The following is a 16,472-nucleotide window of genomic DNA, read 5'->3' as shown; positions in this document are numbered from 1 at the left end:
GTTCTTAAACAATCGTGTTTTTTATGTATCTTATTTAGAAGCCAAAGCCCCCATTGGATCCCAAGGAGCTAGGACAATCGGTTCTGCCTCATAAGCAACCAATTCTTCTGCCGTCAACAGTTCCTTACGAACGACGATTTGGTAGGTGTATTCGTCCATCCAGGCGTCAGAAGCGACGAAGTAGCCATCTGTTCCGACTTTCTCTCCCCAAGAATTCTCAACCTTCCATTTGAGAGAGCGTCCAGCTTCGTCCAGATCCACACCAGTCAAGACCATGGCATGGGTCATGAGACTTTCCGCATAATCCAAACGCCCTGCCTTATCTTGAGTCAGCTGGATATCCATTCCCGCTTCAAAATCGTAGACATCTGTCGCAAGGATTCCAGCTTTCCGGTTGCTAACTTGGCCGACATCTGATCCAAACCAAACAGTTTCCCCAGCTTTCATTTGGGCAATGGCCAATTCTTTCAAGCGCTCCATCGGAACGTTGAGGTAGCGGACTTCACGGCTACCGACCACATTCCCTAGCATCTCTACTGTGTAAGACTGGCCATAAGGCTTGTCTGCCGTAGGCGCATTGATAACAGAAACGTAGTCCTCCAACTGAAGATCCACATATTTTTTGTAAAAGCTTTGAGGTGTCAAGCCAGACTCTGTGTGGAAATTATTGTCCTTATCGCGATAAGAGAAACTAAATGTACGAGGGGGCAAGCCAAGTGACATGGCCAAGAAATTAAAGATTTCTTGGAGGAGTTCTTCTTTCTTGCTTTGAACCGTTGCTTGATCTGCTCCACTCGCAAGTAATTCGCGAAGGATCTGAGCATCTTGGCGCAATAATTTATTTAAGTAGGTATTGAGCTCTCGGCTATTGCTAGATGAGATGGATTCTGGATAGACAGACTTGGGTACGACCCCATATTTTTCAAAGAGGGAAACGACCATATCCCATTGACCACCATCTTGTTGAGGAGTTTGAAGGAGGAAGGCCACCTTGCGACTGGTTAAATCCTGATCCGCTGTCGCAATGATTTGTTCCAAGAACCAGTTGGATTTTTCGTACTTGTCCCAAAAGAAAGTGTGTGCTTGAGACAACTCAAAATCCTCTAATTGGAAGCTCGAAATCATTTTATGACGGAAGGTATTCAGAGCCGCAAACATCCAGCAACGACCAGAAGCTTTCTGGTCCGTCACCTTGTCCTTGGTTAAATCAAGAGAAAAGACGGGTGTGTTTTCTACTGCACTTTTGCGTGTCTCTAAAGCTGCATGAATCCCATTGTGGGTGATGGCATTTTCGATAGCCGCAAATTTCACATTTGCTTGGTAATTTGTATAAAGTTGATCTGTAAATTCTTGTGTTAATTCTGACATAAAATTCTCCTTTGTAAAGCTACTTACCATTATAGACCATTGTCTAAAATCTTCAAGTAAAAATTGTTTTAAAGGTCAGAAGAACGGATCGTGTAAATGATTTGATTTCCAACATAGCCTTTTCTAGCGACAGCATTTGGTATAGTTTCAAGATCATGCATTCCAGCTTTTGCCATTACCCGTCCCGAAGCAGGGTTCAAGCTGACATACTTGGCCTGAACTTCCTTGAATCCCACTTCTAGCAACAAAAAGCGTAAAACAGCCTGGAGGGCTTCTGTCATCAGACCTTGACCCCAAAACTTTTTCCCTAGAATATAGCCAACTTCACACATTTCTTTTTGCGAATCCTGAGAAACGACACTGATATCACCTATCACTTGTGCGGGATCATCTTTCTTACAAATCGCCCATTTGTAGGTATTTTCTCCTTGGTAATGAAGGAGCCACCTTTCGATCGAAGCCCGAGTTACTTGAGGATTTGGATGCGGATTCCAAGTCACATATTTAAGATTATCTGTATCAGATGCCCAATTTTCAAACATAGCTGTTGCATCCTCTACAACAAAGCGTCTTAATAATAAACGGTTGGTCTCCAGTTCAATCGTACCTAATTTCCTCACCCTCTTTTCTCCTATTCTGTTTTAAAAAAGTCGGCTCAACCGACTTTTCTTTCCTATCAACGCCAGAAGGTATCAAATACCGTAATCGGTAGATGACGTTTGTGTTGGCCTTTGTGCCACCAATTTTCAATAGTTGCTTGAGCTTCTGGGCTAACTGATTTCCCTTCCAGGTAGTCATCAATTTCTGCATAGGTCACCCCAAGAGCTACTTCGTCAGCGATACCTGGCTTCTCCTCTTCCAAATCTGCAATCGGTACCTTCTCATACAAGGCTGGATCAGCTCCTAGCGCCTGAAGCAACTGCTTGCCTTGGCGCTTGTTGAGGCGGTATAGCGGAAGGATATCGGCTCCGCCATCGCCAAACTTGGTAAAGAATCCCGTGATATTTTCGGCCGCATGGTCGGTCCCAATGACGGCTCCGCTATAGGCTCCAGCTAAGGCATACTGAGCAATCATCCGGCTCCGTGCCTTGATATTGCCCTTATTAAAGTCTGAGACATCCGTTCCTGTCGCTTCGACAGCACGCTCCATGGCATCGACCGATTCCTTGATGTTCACGACTAGGCTCACATCTGGCTGGATGAAGGCTAAGGCCTTTTGGGCATCTGCTTCATCTGCTTGGACACCGTAGGGCAAGCGGACTGCAACAAACTGATAACTGGCATCTCCAGTCTCTGCCCGCATTTCCTCCATGGCCAATTGAGCCAGGCGACCCGCTAGGGTCGAGTCCTGTCCTCCCGAAATTCCTAAGACAAAGGTCTTCAGAAAGGGATATTTTTGCAAGTAGTCCTTCAAAAAATCAATCGACCGGCGAATCTCTTCTTGAGGATCAATAACCGGCTTGACCCCTAATTGGGCAATAATGTCTTCTTGTAGGCTCATTCTTCTTCACCTCCCAAGGCTTTCTGACGCATCTGATCAATCAGGTCCATCTTATCTTGCCATACATCCTTGGCTAAGTCCACTGGGTAATGTTGTGGATTGAGAACGCGTTTGTACTCATCCCAGAGCTTATCGAATTCCTTCCGAGCATAGGCTTGGATATCCATCAAAGCTGGCAATTCGTAGACTTGTTTTCCATCTTTGAAAATATCAACCAAGAGCGGGATTGCGTCAAAATCACGAACCGTCTTCTTGATATAGGTATAGGTCGGATGGAACATCTTGATTTCTGTCAGTTCATTGGCATCTACTCCATCGTAAGTGATGTAATCTCCTTCAGATTTGCCCTTTTCCCGACTGGTAATGCGCCAAACTTGCTTCTTCCCTGGAGTTGAGACCTTCTCAGCATTGTTAGACAGCTTGATGGTGTTTCGCATTTGACCATTTTCGTCTTCGATAGCAACAATCTTATAGACTGCTCCAAGGGCTGGTTGGTCATAGGCCGTGATCAACTTGGTTCCGACACCCCAGACATCAATTTTAGCCTTTTGCATCTTCAAATTGAGGATAGTGTTTTCATCCAAATCATTTGAGGCATAAATCTTCGCTTTTGTGAAACCAGCTTCATCCAACTGCTGGCGAACCTTTTTCGAGATGTAGGCAATATCTCCAGAGTCAATCCGCACGCCTAGGAAGTTAATGCGATCGCCCATCTCACGCGCTACCTGAATCGCAGCTGGAACTCCGATGCGTAACGTATCATAAGTATCCACTAGGAAGACACAGTTGCGATGGGTCTCAGCATAGGCCTTAAAGGCTTTATAATCATCGCCATAGACCTGCACCAGGGCATGGGCATGGGTCCCAAGGACAGGGATGTCAAAGAGTTTTCCTGCACGTACGTTACTGGTCCCGTTAGCGCCTCCAATAACAGCTGCACGGGTTCCCCAAATAGCTGCATCCATTTCTTGCGCTCTACGAGTCCCGAACTCCATCAAAGGTTCGTCTTCGATTACAGCCTTGATCCGAGCGGCTTTTGTGGCAATCAAGGTTTGGAAATTGACAATATTGAGGAGGGCCGTTTCAACCAACTGACACTGGGCAAGCGGTCCTTCTACTTGGACAATCGGCTCATTGGCAAAGACCAGGTCCCCTTCTTTGGCAGAACGAACAGTCAATTCCATTTTGAAATTTTTCAAGTAATCCAGGAAGGCTCCTTCGTAGCCTAAGGATTCTAAGTAGGCAATATCCGACTCTGAAAAACGTAGATTCTTCAAATAGTTGACAATGCGCTCAAGACCTGCAAAGACGGCATAGCCATTTTTGAAGGGTTGCTGGCGGAAATAGGCTTCGAAGACCGCCTTTTTATTGTGGATGCCTTGCTCAAAGTAAACCTGCATCATATTGATTTGGTACAAATCAGTATGGAGAGTTAAACTATCATCTGGGTACATGTTTGATCCCTCTTCTTTTTTACGTCATGGCACCAGTCACGCTCTGTCAACTGGCACAGTCCAAAATAATTTTAAACACATTATAGCACATTTTAAGCAGGACCACATGAGTTTAATCCGAGTTAAGCCTCATTTTTTATCGTAAAAAAGAAGGGATCTTCGTCTCTTTCCATCAGACGAACATCCCTTTCTTCTCTCTTATTCTTCGTGTTCAGTAATATATTTATAAGCTTCTTGACCGGCGACAGCGCCATCCCCAACAGCTGTAGTGACCTGACGAAGATCTTTTTGGCGGACATCACCAACCGCAAAGACACCCGGCACAGAGGTCTTCATGTGATCATCCGTGATCACCCAACCTTGGTCATCTAGAATACCGAGGTCTTTGGCAAAGTCACTAACAGGATCCAAGCCCACATAGATAAAGACACCACCAGCTGCTTGCTCACGAACCTCACCTGTTTGAACATCTTTTAAGACCAGACTGGTCACACGGTTATCCCCTTTGATCTCTTCGACCACTGTATTCCAAGCAAAGTGAATCTTTTCATTGGCAAAAGCTCGGTCTTGAAGAACTTTTTGGGCACGTAGGGCATCGCGTCGATGAACAATGGTAACAGACTTAGCAAACTGAGTCAGGAAGATTGCCTCTTCAACCGCAGAATCTCCTCCACCAACAACCATGAGGTCTTCATCCCGGAAGAAGGCACCATCACAGACAGCGCAATAAGAAACCCCACGACTATTTAATTCTTCTTCACCCGGAACTCCCAACAAGCGATGGTTGGAACCTGTTGCGATAATAACGGTCTTGGCTTGCAAGAGGCCATCATCTGTCGTAATTTCCTTGTAGCTTCCTTGATCCACAATGTTTTCGGCTCTGCCAAACAAGTGTTCCACACCAAGGGCTTCTAGTGGCTCGAACATTTTTTCAGCCAATTCAGGTCCACTGATATTGGCATAGCCTGGGTAATTCTCGATATCGGACGTATTGTTCATCTGTCCGCCAGGAATTCCAGCTTCTAACAAGGCAACCTTTAGATTGCTACGGGCTGCATACAAGGCTGCAGTCATACCCGCAGGTCCTGCACCGATAATCAGTGTATCATACATAAGCTTCTCCTTTTGTTGTAACTATCTTGATTCTAACTCCAATTGAACCATTTTGCAATTATCTTGCTCGAAGAATAAACAGAACTCCAATGACTGCAAAGGTGAGGACTGGAATTGTCATAATATCAATTAATAAAATATCATAGAGGTGTAACTGGCGTTCCTTAGCTGTTTTATCCGTCTTACGAGCTGCTCGCAAGCCTATCCAAATAGCTGAAGCAACCAACACCCCAATTGAAGTGATGATTAGGCTCTCGATATAGAGAGATAGCAATTGGTTTAACATAAGATCTCCTTAGTATCCAAGATTGGAATGAGGGGACGAGATGCCGATTCGTTTCGTTCACTATTAAATCAACTTGAAACTTCTATCTATGCGGAAAAATGAACTACATATAATCCTCTTTTCCTGAGGCACCTACTCAAAGAAAAATCCGAGTCTGAAACATCGCGTTCCAGACTCGAGCTCTTATATATTATATCAAACAAATGTTCGTTTGTAACTAGCAAAGAATTCTTTTGTCCGCTCTTCTTTAGGAGATTTCATGATTTCTTCTGGAGTGCCAGATTCAATAATTTTCCCCTTGTCGAGGAACAAGACCTTGTCTGCCACCTGGGAAACAAAGCTCATATCATGGCTAACCAAAATCATGGTTTGACCTGCCTGAGCTGCTGCTGCGATGGCTTTTTCTACCTCTCCGACCAATTCCGGATCGAGGGCTGAAGTTGGCTCATCCAACAAGAGGACTTCCGGCTTCATGGCTAGGGCTCGCGCCAAGGCTACCCGTTGCTTCTGCCCTCCGGACAAATGACGAGGATAATGGGTTTCGCGGTCCGACAGACCGACTTTTGCGAGTTCTTCTTTGGCAATCTTGGTCGCTTCCTGGTCGGGTAAGCCTTTGACGACGATTAGTCCTTCCTTGACATTATCCAAAGCAGTCTTGCGACTGAAAAGATTAAACTGTTGAAAGACCATAGCTAGTTTTCTTCGAAGGGTCAGGATCTCGTCCTTGCTGATAGTTTCAAAGTCCACCTTCTCCCCATTGATCTCAATACTGCCACTATCTGGGGCTTCCAAATAGTTCAAGCTTCTCAAGAAGGTTGATTTCCCAGCTCCAGAAGAACCGATCAAGGCAACAACTTCCCCTTTTTGGACTTCCAAATCGAGATGGTCTAGGACTACTTGACCGGAAAAAGATTTTGATAATTGTGAAATCCGAATCATGCTGCTCGTTCCTCCTCTTGCAAGGTTTGGGTAACAACTTTTGGATCTTTGATAGCGAGTACCTGTTCGATCCAACGTCCCAATTGTTCAATCAAAATATTAATGGCCCAGTAGATCAATGAAACAGAGATAAAGCGCTCGAAGTAACGACTGTCATTCCCCGACATAATCTTGGCTTGGGCAAAGATTTCCAAAACACCTGCATAAAAGGCCAGAGAAGTCCCCTTGGTCAAACCAATCAAAGAGTTGATCAAGGTCGGAGTCGCAACCACGGCTGCATTTGGAATAATAATCCGACGATAAACTTGGGCATTAGTCATGCCGAGACTCTTCGCTGCTTCGATTTCACCCGCATCAACAGATAAAATCGCTGCCCGAATGGTCTCACTGGCATAGGCTGCCTCATTGAAGGCAAAGGCCACAATGACAAATAAATGGGCTGGTACATCGTTGATATTAAAGGCTGTCCCATATTGTTGGTTAATGGCCTTCAATAGGAGCGGGATTCCATAATAGGTCAGCATCAACTGAACCAAAATTGGTGTCCCTCTTAAAAAACTCACAAACAAAGCTTGGATCGGGTAAAGGATTTTTACCCGATTGATTTTGACAATGGCAAACAATAGCGCTAGCAATAAACCAAAAAAGGCTCCTGCCAAGGTTAATAAAATCGTATTTGGAAGCTCTTTTAAAATTCCTGGAATAGCTTCAAAAACGACGCGTAGGTTAAAGATTTCTCCTTCTGGTATCCATTTTAAAAACTCTTCGTACCAGCCAGATGCCAGATAAGTAGTTGTAAACATCTTCGTTACTTCCTCCCTCGATAATGAATCATTCTATCATATTTACAGTTAAAATGCTGAGTTTTGCTACTGATCGTTCGTAAATCATGCTTCAGGTCTGATGTGATCTCAAGCAAGCGTCTCCCCTAAGAGCAAAAAAATAGACTATCTATAGATAGTCTATCACAAAATAAATCAGCGACCAAATAGTTAATTTTTATGGAAATCTTTAAATTTCTTTATCACTAAAAGGTTTGGCGTTTCGCCTTTCTTTCTGCTCGACCGCGAGCACGATTCTCAGCTCGCTTGGCTTTGCGACGTTTCTCGTCCACAGCCCATTTGATTTTTTTCTTGTAGCCTGGTTTGATTTTTTTCTTTTTCTTCTTGACCAAGCCGATCATCTCAATGTCAAGTCTTTCTTGGCGTTTTTCACGATTAGCCCGACGATCCCGATCATAGGTATCTTCGATAGCTCCAGCCTTCAAGACCTTAGGGACAAACTGGATGCCCAATTTTTCAAGCTCCCGAATGTCTGAGTCATCACTCGGTTGATAGAGGGTGATGGCTGTGCCAGGAAGACCATTCCGACCAGTCCGGCCAACGCGGTGGACAAAGAAGGATAAGTCTTGTGGAATAGCATCGTTGATAACATGACTGACCCCTTCAATATCAATCCCACGCGCTGCCAAGTCAGTCGCCACGATATATTCAAAATCCAGGTTTTTGACTTGGTTCATGATTCGTTTGCGCTCCCGTGGAGGAACCCCCCCATGGATTTTAGCGACTTTGAGCCCCTTCTCTACTAGAAAAGCATGCAAATCGTCCGCTCTGTCCTTGGTATTTACAAAGATCATAGCCAGATAAGGTTGAAGAGCCTGCGTCAGTTGATAAATCTGCTCGTTTTTGTCGCGCCCCTTTGTCGATACCAACCAGTTATCAATGGTGTCCGAGATTACCGTTTTGGTTTTGATCTGCTCCATGACAGGGTTAGACAAATATTTCTTCAAGAAGGGTTGTAACTTTTGCGGAATCGTAGCAGAGAAGACCAAAAACTGAAGCTTCTTTGGAAGACTGGATGCAATCTTGTCTACCGTCGTCAAAAAGCCCATATCGAGAGTCATATCCGCCTCATCAACCACAAAAGTGTGAGCCTTATGAATAGCCAAGTCTCCAGAAGCGACCAAATCATAGATCCGTCCAGGTGTCCCAATGACAATATGGGGTTGGGCTATTTGGAGCTTATCGATTTGACGAGCCTTATCAGTTCCCCCAACGTAGTTGGCAATCCGAATTTCTTTTTCACAATGGCTAGCAATCTGACGAGCCGCTTGGTAAATCTGTGTTGCCAATTCCCGACTAGGCGCTGTAATGACCACTTCGACATGGCTACTATCCTCATTTAAGGTTTGAAAAATTGGTAAGAGGAAAGTATGGGTCTTCCCTGATCCTGTTTTAGATTCACCGACCAAATCACGGCCTGCTAAAACAATCGGGATCAGCTTTTCTTGAACTTCTGTTGCTTCGATAAAATTAATTTCTTTTAAGGCCTCTTGGATATAGTCCTTAAACTTAAAATCTGTAAATTTCATTCTCTTATCCTTTCATCATCTCTACTATTATATCAGAAAACTCCTCTTCCCGCTCTTCTTTTGGACAGCAATTCCTAGCCCGCGAAAAAGGCTGAGATAGCAATCCCAACCTTTTATGATTCATGACTTATGAATTGGTCAAATAGTAAATCAAGAGAGTCAAGGCGCTCATTCCTGCACCAACACTCCAGAGAAAGGCATCAACCTTCCACTCAGACCATTTAGGTCCATTACCAGACAGACCACCTAATTCTAAATGGTGATGGAAAGGCGTCATGCGGAAGATCCGGCGTCCTTCCCCTGTCCGTTTCTTGGTCCATTTGAAATAGGACACTTGGAGCATGACAGAGCTAGTCTCAAAGACGTAGACAATCCCAATCAAGAGCAAGGTCCACTCTACGTGGAGAGCCATGGATAGAGTCGCAAGCATCCCACCTAGTGCTAGGCTTCCAACATCTCCCATGAAAATCTTGGCCGGCTTGTGGTTGTAGACGAAGAAACCTAATAGAGCTCCAATCATACTGATCGTCACAAAAAGGATATCGATTCGTCTTTGCCAAACAGCGATGATGGAATAAGCGATCAAGCTGATGGTTACCGAAATGCTTGCCAAGCCATCAATCCCGTCCGTTAAATTGACTGCGTTTGAAAAACCAACCAACCAGAACAAGGCAAAGATAATATAGAAATGTCCCAAATAGACATCCCAACCAAAGACATTGAGAAGACTACCAGCTCCATGACGTTCAGAGAAGAGATAGAAAATGATCCCTCCCACCAATTGCAGGGCTAATTTTTGCTTGGGATTTAATCCTTCATTGATCTTACGAAAGACCTTCAAGAAGTCATCCAAGAAACCGACGATTCCATACAAGACCAAAATAAAGAGGATCAATTGAACAGGACGCGTAAAGTTCCCAGTTAGGAAGCTAAAGACAAGGGTGACAAAGACTGAAGTGATCAAGAAAACTACTCCCCCCATAGTAGGAGTGCCTGCTTTGGCTTTGTGTTGCTTCACATCTTCGTGCATTTGTTGCCCCGAAATATGGGCCCGTTGATAGAAACGGATAAAGGCTGGAATGCCAATAACTGTCAGTATAAAGGATACTACTAGGGTAGCAAGTAACATATCAATCTCCTAATGTAATTGTTATTTTCTTCGTCTTCTTTAAAGCAGTTTCTACTTTGACGTTTTGTTTGCTCACACGAGAACCTTCCCCTTTATAGGTGATCTCAATGCCCGTCCATTCCGCAAATTTATCAACATTTTCCTTGGTCCAGCCATACATATCCGGAACTGAATCCAAGTCATCTGTTAATAATAACACTTGCTCATTTGCTTTTAATTTCGTTCCTGCTGATACAGACATCTTTTTAATATTCTTTCCAGTTCCTAGGACGACAGGCTGGATCAGATTGCGACGCAGTTCATCTGCGAAGCCACCTGGGCTGATGGTCTGCTTCAAGTTCAATTCTTTCGACAAGGATTCTGCCGACGGCATCTTATAGGTGTCCTCTTTCGTGACCCCATCCAAGGCTTTGGTTTCCGTTACTAGATTCAACTCATCCTTCAAAGCAACCGCATCTTCCAAGACTGGATTGACTAGTTCTTGCCAGCTCTTTGGACTAAAGCTGACTTCAGGCTGTTGAACTGTCACATACATAATAAAATCTGGGTCTTCAGCAGGTGTCATGACAACAATCGAGTAGATATTATCATTTTCGCCTTCCAAGTAGCCATTAGCTGTCGCAATTTGGGCTGTCCCTGATTTAACAGCAACATTTTGTCCAGCTACTTGGATAATGGGACCATCCGATGAATAGAGGGTACCAAATTGAGGATCAGTCCCTACCGTAATCATGTAATTACGGGTCTGTTGGGCAGCCGAAGCGGGTACTGGATTGCCGACAATCTCTCTTTGTGATTTACGAGCAGTTTCATGCTTGCCGTCGTAAATCGCACTGATAAATTTAGGCTCCAACATTTCCCCATCATTTGCAATGGCAGAAAATGCACGCAACATCTGCGTTTGGGTCACCGAAATCCCTTGACCGAAAGAAGACATGGCTTGAGTGACATAGTTATCTCCTGGTAGGCCTCCAAAACTTTCGTCTCCCATTCCAAAACGTGTAGGAAGTCCGAACTTAAAGAGTCTGAGGTAATTCATCCAGACATTATTGCCCATCTTCTGTTCAAGCTTGGTCATCCCAATGTTACTTGAATAGGCAAAACCTTGGGCAATATTCATATAGCGACCTTCAGACAGCCCCATATTGACATCCCAGTCACGGATGGTCGCATCTTTTACTTGTAGTTCGTTACTGTAGTATACTTCATTATAGGCTGGGAAAGTTCCATGATCAATCGCCGAAGCTAATAACATGACCTTCATAGTCGAACCTGGTTCGTATTGATCCTGGTAAAGAATCGTGTTCCAGGTTCTCAGATTCTTAATATCCAAGCCTTCTTTGGTATCTGCATTATAGGTTGGACGTTGCGTCGTTGCAAGGATTTCCCCTGTTTTGGCACTGATCAGGGTCGCACTGACATATTTACCTTTTACCTTTTCTTGGAAAACATCCATACGCGTTTCGAGATAGGTTTGAAGTTCCGCAGAAAGGGTTGTGTAGACATCCTTCCCATCTTCTGTCTTCACAGCAACCTTATCTGATCCCGGCACAATATTTCCGTTGCGAGCCTTTTCATAGGTCACAACGCCATCCTGACCACCCAGGATCCGATCCAAAGACTTTTCGATTCCCGTTGTTCCCTGTAGGGTTTTATTGCCTTCTTTATCTTCTATCAATTGAGCTTGACCGATAAATTGAGAGGCAAAGGTCCCATTTTTATAACTCCGGTTTGGACTCGTCGTAAAATCAACACCTTTAATGTTGGCAGCTTCTAGTTCACTCCGGATAGCATCCATATTGCTATAGCTGATATCGTTCCCCGCTGCACCAAAAGAAACCTGGTTGAGCTTCTTCTGAGACAGTTGTTGGACGACATAGTCTTTTTCCATGCCCAAATAACGATTAAAAACGTCTGCTACTTGGTTGTATTGACTTTCTTCAACGTATAAAACTTCACCTTTTGCCGATTTATAGGTTTTGTCGATAATCGCATAAACATTATAAGTCGTCGCATCCTCAGCAATAACAGCTCCATTTCGGTCATAAATTGTTCCTCGTTTGGCTGGAACAATCTCTGTTTTCTGATGGACTTGATGGGATAACTCAGATAAATTTTTTCCGAATTTGCTATCTGTGCCTATGATAACTGCAAAATTAATGAGAAATATGAAGAAAACAAGAATGGAAAGCAAACTTAAATTCTTAGCTACTTGCCGACGATTTTGGTCTGGAAGTTTCCTTTTTTTAAGGGAATAACGAATGATTTTCTTCTTTAATTTATTCATCGCTACTTGAACTCACCACTTTTCGATTTTCTTTTTGGAGGGTCATCCCCTGAGAACTAGCTAACTTAGACAAGCGTTCATATCGAATCAATTCATTGACTTCTTGCCGGATACCTTCTAGTTCAGTCTCTTTTGTTTTTAGTTCCGTATTGAGGTTTGTCAAATCACTTTGCACTTGTAGAATCCGCGTCTGCATAAAAATAATACTGACAGCGAGAATAATCCCTGTTAGGACAATCGAGCCATAAAAAGCTTTTTCTACTCTGGTAAAGCGACGAATACGATCTTGCAATTGACTGCCCCGAGATCGTAATGGTTGATCTGCCATGTTTATTTCCTCTTACTTATGAATTTTTCGAGCAACCCGCAATTTTGCAGAATGAGCTCGGTTGTTCTTCTCTAACTCTTCTTGGCTTGGAAGAATCGGTTTTCGAGAGACTAATTCCATTTTTGGTTTTAAGTCCTCTGGGATGAAAGGCAAGCCCTTCGGTACTTCTACTGTAGAAGCTTCTTTAAACAATTGCTTGGTCAAACGATCTTCCAAGGAATGAAAGGTAATAACTGAGATACGACCACCAACTGCCAATAAATCCATGGCCTGCTGGATTGATTCATCCGCCGCTCCCAATTCATCGTTGACTTCAATTCGAATCGCCTGAAAAATTTGTTTGGCTGGATGCCCCTTTTTCTTTAGTTCCTTGGCCGGTTTTGCCGATTTGATGATTTCAGCCAATTCTGTCGTCGTTTCAATCGGTTTTACCGCACGCGCTTGTTCGATCTTTCTAGCAATTTGCTTGGAAAACTTATCTTCCCCATACTTGAAAAAGATTCGGACTAAATCGTGGTAATCATAGTTGTTGACCACCTCATAAGCCGTCAAAGAGGCTTCTTGATTCATCCGCATGTCCAAGGGAGCATCTTTTTTATAAGAAAAACCGCGAGACCGCTCATCTAACTGGGGACTAGAAACTCCTAAATCATAACAGATTCCATCGATCTCATTGACTCCCAGTTCTTGGAGACGCGCTTGAAGATTCCGGAAATTGTCTTTGATGAAGGTTACCATGCCCTTTTCAACATAAGGAGCTAATCGTTTCTCCGCATTATCAATCGCATGCTGATCCTGGTCAAAGGCATATAAATGTCCTTTTTCACTTAATTGACTTAATAAATATTCGCTATGGCCAGCTCCACCTAGAGTGGCATCCACATAGATTCCATCTGGCTTTACATCCAGCATATCAATCGTTTCATGGAGCAAGACCGTTACATGATGAAATTCTTTACTCATATCCTATCTATTTTACCACAAATCTGACCAGGATGCACTTGAGATTCTCTTCTCAATCCACTCATCATTTTCGGATAAAAAGTTCCCATTCTTCAAAAGCTCATCCTATCAACCAATAGACCGATAGAAGCAAATTGTGATACAATAACTCTATGAAAGATAAGAAATACCTCCTCCTTGGCCTGCTAGTGGCCGATCTAATTGCAGTCTACTTTTTCCTCCGAACTCCTGTCCCTTGGATTTTTTGGACAGCAACCTTCGTTCTTGCCGTCTCCATTTGGATATTTAAAAATCAATGGAAAAACTACAAAAATAGAGATAAGGATTCAGACTAGCCCATATAGAACAAGAAAACTCGATCAGTTCAACTTCTGATCGAGTTTTCTATTGTCTATTTATGAATTGGGATCATCAAGGCTACGGCCGTGCAAGCCTTTTTCCCGTTGGACTTGGCGCAATTTTTCTGGTGTCACGTCATTGCCTTCTTCATCCACCACCTTGATTCCTTCAATATGGTGACGAACCGAACGACGATAACCTTCAATGTATTCTTCACGAAGTTTTGCTTGTTCCACCGCTTCTTCTGGAGTCAACCCTTCTGTTTTTTTCTTTTTAGCAAGCTCATTGATACGAGCGATTTTTTCAGGTGTCATAATAAGACCTACTTTCTACCTGTTACCAGGTACTTATTTTGTGTTCAATTGGTTGAAGGCTGCAACTTTATTGGCTTTCGCTACAAGACCTGCAAGAAGGGCCAAACGGTTGTTTTTAACAGCCTCATCTTCTGCCATCACCATGGTATTGTCAAAGAAAGCATCAATAACTGGGCTAAGAGCAAAGAGTTGAGCCAATTTGTCGCTAGCTGCACCAGTCAATTCAAGCTCTTCAATTGCTTTAGCAAGAGCTTTTTCTTGATCATTTTCAAAGAGACTGGCATCGACCGCTACTGAAGCATCTGCTTTTTCTGCTAAGTTGAAAGCACGTGAGAGGGATTCAACAGCTGCCTTGTAACCATCCGTCTTCGCAGCTTCTGAAAGAGCTTCAGCTGCTTCCAACATATCTGCCACGACAAAGTTTGAACCAGCAAGAACAGCATCTTTGATATCTTTTGCTGTGCGTCCCATCATCTTGTCCACACGCGCCTTGATGAAGTTGAGCACTTCTGCTTGATTGTCATAAGAAAGGCTATCAAATGAAAGTCCATAAAGGCTGTCAATCAACTCATCCATAGGGATATGCCAACCAAAGGCATCCAAGATCCGAACAATCCCTTGTGTTGCACGACGAAGCGCATATGGGTCATTGGAACCTGATGGAATCAAGCCAACTGAAAAGAAGGAAAGAAGGGTATCCAATTTATCCGCAAGGGCAAGGATAGCACCAACCTTAGTCTCTGGAAGAACTCCGTCTGCTGAATCAGGAAGGTAGTGTTCACGGATAGCTGTCGCAACCGCAGCATCCTCACCAGCAAGGAGGGCGTATTTTTCACCCATGATTCCTTGCAATTCATCGAACTCTCCGACCATACCCGTCAAGAGGTCAAATTTGTAGATTTCAGCTGCACGAGCGACAGCTGCCGTTTCTTCTGCAGTCAAACCAGCTTGCTCAGCTAGTGACGCTGCAATAACACCCGCACGCGCCATGTGTTCTGAAAGAGAACCAATTTTTTCATGGAAGGTCACGTTAGCCAATTTAGCAACGAGGTCTTCAATCTTAAGTTTTTGGTCTTCACGCCAGAAGAATTCACCATCTTCGAGACGCGCCACCAAGACTTTTTCATTTCCTCGAACGACATTTTCCAAGTGCTCAGCGTTCCCATTACGAACTGAGATGAAGTTTGGTTTGAGCTTACCATCAAGGTCACGTACAACAAAGTAACGTTGGTGTGTTTCCATTGATGTCACCAAAACCTCTTCTGGAACGTCCAAATATTTAGTGTCAAAACTTCCCATAAAGGCAGTTGGGTATTCGACCAAGTTCAAGACTTCATTCAAAAGGCCTTCTTCGATTTGAACTTGAACACCTTGTTCTGCTTCGATAGCCTTGATTTGCTCACGAATCATGTTTTCACGTTCTTTGCTATCCGCAATCACGTAAACCGTGCGAAGGTCTTCTTCATAAGAATCCGCATTGGTAATTTCCACTTCATGTCCAAGGAAACGGTGTCCACGACTCACACGACCTGACTGGATATCCAAGAAATCAAGGTCGAGCGCTTCGTCACCCAAAAGAACTGTCAAGGTGTGAACTGGGCGAATGTATTCAAAACTGTTGTTAGCCCAGTGCATGCTAACAGGGAAGGTCAATGAAGCAAGCACTTCTGGAACGCCAGACAAGACTTCTTTGGCAGGTTTACCAGCTTCGTGTTTCGTGACATAAACGTACTCTTCACCCTTGACTTCACGAAATTCGATGTCATCTACTGTCAAGCCTTTCCCGCGGACAAATCCTTGGGCCGCTTTTGAGAAGTTTCCATCTGCATCCAAAGCAATCTTCTTAGAAGGTCCTTTAAAATCTTCGGTCAAATCTGTTTGTTGATCCGCCAAACCAATCACACGGACAGCCAAACGGCGAGGCGTTGAGAAGGTTTGAATGCTTTCGTATGAAAGACGGTTGTCATCCAAGAAGGCTGCCATTTTCTCACCGAGTTGTTTTTCACTTGGTGTGACAACGTAGGCTGGCAACTCTTCAAGTCCTAATTCTACTAATAAGTTTTTTGTCATGTTTTTTCTC

The 16,472-nt window shown here is 43.7% G+C and carries 15 protein-coding genes; all 15 read right to left on the bottom strand.

The annotated features are described in order from the left end of the window. Positions 1 to 30: 30 nt before the first annotated feature. Positions 31 to 1,368, bottom strand: a complete 1,338-nt coding sequence (gene pepC / locus K1J10_RS01490) for an aminopeptidase C (RefSeq protein WP_223355644.1) — start codon at positions 1,366 to 1,368, stop codon at positions 31 to 33. Positions 1,369 to 1,436: 68 nt separating this feature from the next. Further along, positions 1,437 to 1,988: a GNAT family N-acetyltransferase gene (locus tag K1J10_RS01485; RefSeq protein WP_223355643.1), complete on the bottom strand. Its 552-nt coding sequence runs from the start codon at positions 1,986 to 1,988 to the stop codon at positions 1,437 to 1,439. Between the two features lie 56 nt (positions 1,989 to 2,044). After that, a complete protein-coding gene (gene nadE, locus K1J10_RS01480; protein WP_223355642.1) occupies positions 2,045 to 2,869 on the bottom strand; it encodes an ammonia-dependent NAD(+) synthetase in 825 nt (274 codons plus the stop codon). Then, positions 2,866 to 4,323, bottom strand: coding sequence for a nicotinate phosphoribosyltransferase (locus K1J10_RS01475; protein WP_223355641.1), 1,458 nt, complete (start codon positions 4,321 to 4,323; stop codon positions 2,866 to 2,868). Before K1J10_RS01475 ends, nadE begins: the two co-directional genes overlap by 4 nt. A gap of 198 nt (positions 4,324 to 4,521) precedes the next feature. Next, positions 4,522 to 5,436, bottom strand: coding sequence for a thioredoxin-disulfide reductase (trxB, locus tag K1J10_RS01470; RefSeq protein ID WP_023027724.1), 915 nt, complete (start codon positions 5,434 to 5,436; stop codon positions 4,522 to 4,524). A gap of 58 nt (positions 5,437 to 5,494) precedes the next feature. Beyond that, a complete protein-coding gene (locus tag K1J10_RS01465) occupies positions 5,495 to 5,722 on the bottom strand; it encodes a DUF4059 family protein (protein ID WP_006596860.1) in 228 nt (75 codons plus the stop codon). A gap of 195 nt (positions 5,723 to 5,917) precedes the next feature. Continuing rightward, positions 5,918 to 6,661 carry an amino acid ABC transporter ATP-binding protein gene (locus K1J10_RS01460; protein WP_223355640.1) on the bottom strand — a complete coding sequence of 248 codons (744 nt, stop codon included), beginning with the start codon at positions 6,659 to 6,661 and terminating at the stop codon, positions 5,918 to 5,920. Further along, positions 6,658 to 7,464 carry an amino acid ABC transporter permease gene (locus K1J10_RS01455; RefSeq protein WP_120701202.1) on the bottom strand — a complete coding sequence of 269 codons (807 nt, stop codon included), beginning with the start codon at positions 7,462 to 7,464 and terminating at the stop codon, positions 6,658 to 6,660. Before K1J10_RS01455 ends, K1J10_RS01460 begins: the two co-directional genes overlap by 4 nt. A 224-nt stretch (positions 7,465 to 7,688) precedes the next feature. Beyond that, positions 7,689 to 9,032, bottom strand: coding sequence for a DEAD/DEAH box helicase (locus K1J10_RS01450; RefSeq protein WP_223355639.1), 1,344 nt, complete (start codon positions 9,030 to 9,032; stop codon positions 7,689 to 7,691). Between the two features lie 127 nt (positions 9,033 to 9,159). Continuing rightward, entirely contained in the window at positions 9,160 to 10,161 is a 1,002-nt protein-coding gene (mraY, locus tag K1J10_RS01445) for a phospho-N-acetylmuramoyl-pentapeptide-transferase (protein ID WP_223355638.1), read from the bottom strand. A 1-nt stretch (position 10,162) separates the two neighbouring features. Further along, entirely contained in the window at positions 10,163 to 12,448 is a 2,286-nt protein-coding gene (gene pbp2x / locus K1J10_RS01440) for a penicillin-binding protein PBP2X (RefSeq protein WP_223355637.1), read from the bottom strand. After that, a complete protein-coding gene (ftsL, locus tag K1J10_RS01435; RefSeq protein ID WP_223355636.1) occupies positions 12,441 to 12,776 on the bottom strand; it encodes a cell division protein FtsL in 336 nt (111 codons plus the stop codon). Before ftsL ends, pbp2x begins: the two co-directional genes overlap by 8 nt. Positions 12,777 to 12,788: 12 nt before the next feature. Further along, positions 12,789 to 13,739, bottom strand: a complete 951-nt coding sequence (gene rsmH, locus K1J10_RS01430; protein ID WP_195550509.1) for a 16S rRNA (cytosine(1402)-N(4))-methyltransferase RsmH — start codon at positions 13,737 to 13,739, stop codon at positions 12,789 to 12,791. A 395-nt stretch (positions 13,740 to 14,134) separates the two neighbouring features. Then, positions 14,135 to 14,392: a DUF896 family protein gene (locus K1J10_RS01425; RefSeq protein WP_061564777.1), complete on the bottom strand. Its 258-nt coding sequence runs from the start codon at positions 14,390 to 14,392 to the stop codon at positions 14,135 to 14,137. 33 nt (positions 14,393 to 14,425) lie between these two features. After that, on the bottom strand, positions 14,426 to 16,462 hold the full coding sequence (glyS, locus tag K1J10_RS01420) for a glycine--tRNA ligase subunit beta (RefSeq protein WP_223355635.1): 2,037 nt from the start codon (positions 16,460 to 16,462) through the stop codon (positions 14,426 to 14,428). Positions 16,463 to 16,472: the final 10 nt, after the last annotated feature.

Source organism: Streptococcus australis, assembly GCF_019930045.1.
GTDB classification, from domain to species: Bacteria; Bacillota; Bacilli; order Lactobacillales; family Streptococcaceae; genus Streptococcus; species Streptococcus australis_D.
Note: the sequence above shows the minus strand (reverse complement) of the source record. Positions and strands in the feature narration are given on the sequence as shown.

Bases quoted from the DNA above. Each gene is read 5' to 3' on its own strand.
- pepC (WP_223355644.1), bottom strand. From the start codon at position 1,368: ATGTCAGAATTAACACAAGAATTTACAGATCAACTTTATACAAATTAC.
- nadE (WP_223355642.1), bottom strand. From the start codon at position 2,869: ATGAGCCTACAAGAAGACATTATTGCCCAATTAGGGGTCAAGCCGGTT.
- K1J10_RS01475 (WP_223355641.1), bottom strand. From the start codon at position 4,323: ATGTACCCAGATGATAGTTTAACTCTCCATACTGATTTGTACCAAATC.
- trxB (WP_023027724.1), bottom strand. From the start codon at position 5,436: ATGTATGATACACTGATTATCGGTGCAGGACCTGCGGGTATGACTGCA.
- K1J10_RS01465 (WP_006596860.1), bottom strand. From the start codon at position 5,722: ATGTTAAACCAATTGCTATCTCTCTATATCGAGAGCCTAATCATCACT.
- K1J10_RS01460 (WP_223355640.1), bottom strand. From the start codon at position 6,661: ATGATTCGGATTTCACAATTATCAAAATCTTTTTCCGGTCAAGTAGTC.
- K1J10_RS01455 (WP_120701202.1), bottom strand. From the start codon at position 7,464: ATGTTTACAACTACTTATCTGGCATCTGGCTGGTACGAAGAGTTTTTA.
- K1J10_RS01450 (WP_223355639.1), bottom strand. From the start codon at position 9,032: ATGAAATTTACAGATTTTAAGTTTAAGGACTATATCCAAGAGGCCTTA.
- mraY (WP_223355638.1), bottom strand. From the start codon at position 10,161: ATGTTACTTGCTACCCTAGTAGTATCCTTTATACTGACAGTTATTGGC.
- pbp2x (WP_223355637.1), bottom strand. From the start codon at position 12,448: ATGAATAAATTAAAGAAGAAAATCATTCGTTATTCCCTTAAAAAAAGG.
- ftsL (WP_223355636.1), bottom strand. From the start codon at position 12,776: ATGGCAGATCAACCATTACGATCTCGGGGCAGTCAATTGCAAGATCGT.
- rsmH (WP_195550509.1), bottom strand. From the start codon at position 13,739: ATGAGTAAAGAATTTCATCATGTAACGGTCTTGCTCCATGAAACGATT.
- K1J10_RS01425 (WP_061564777.1), bottom strand. From the start codon at position 14,392: ATGACACCTGAAAAAATCGCTCGTATCAATGAGCTTGCTAAAAAGAAA.
- glyS (WP_223355635.1), bottom strand. From the start codon at position 16,462: ATGACAAAAAACTTATTAGTAGAATTAGGACTTGAAGAGTTGCCAGCC.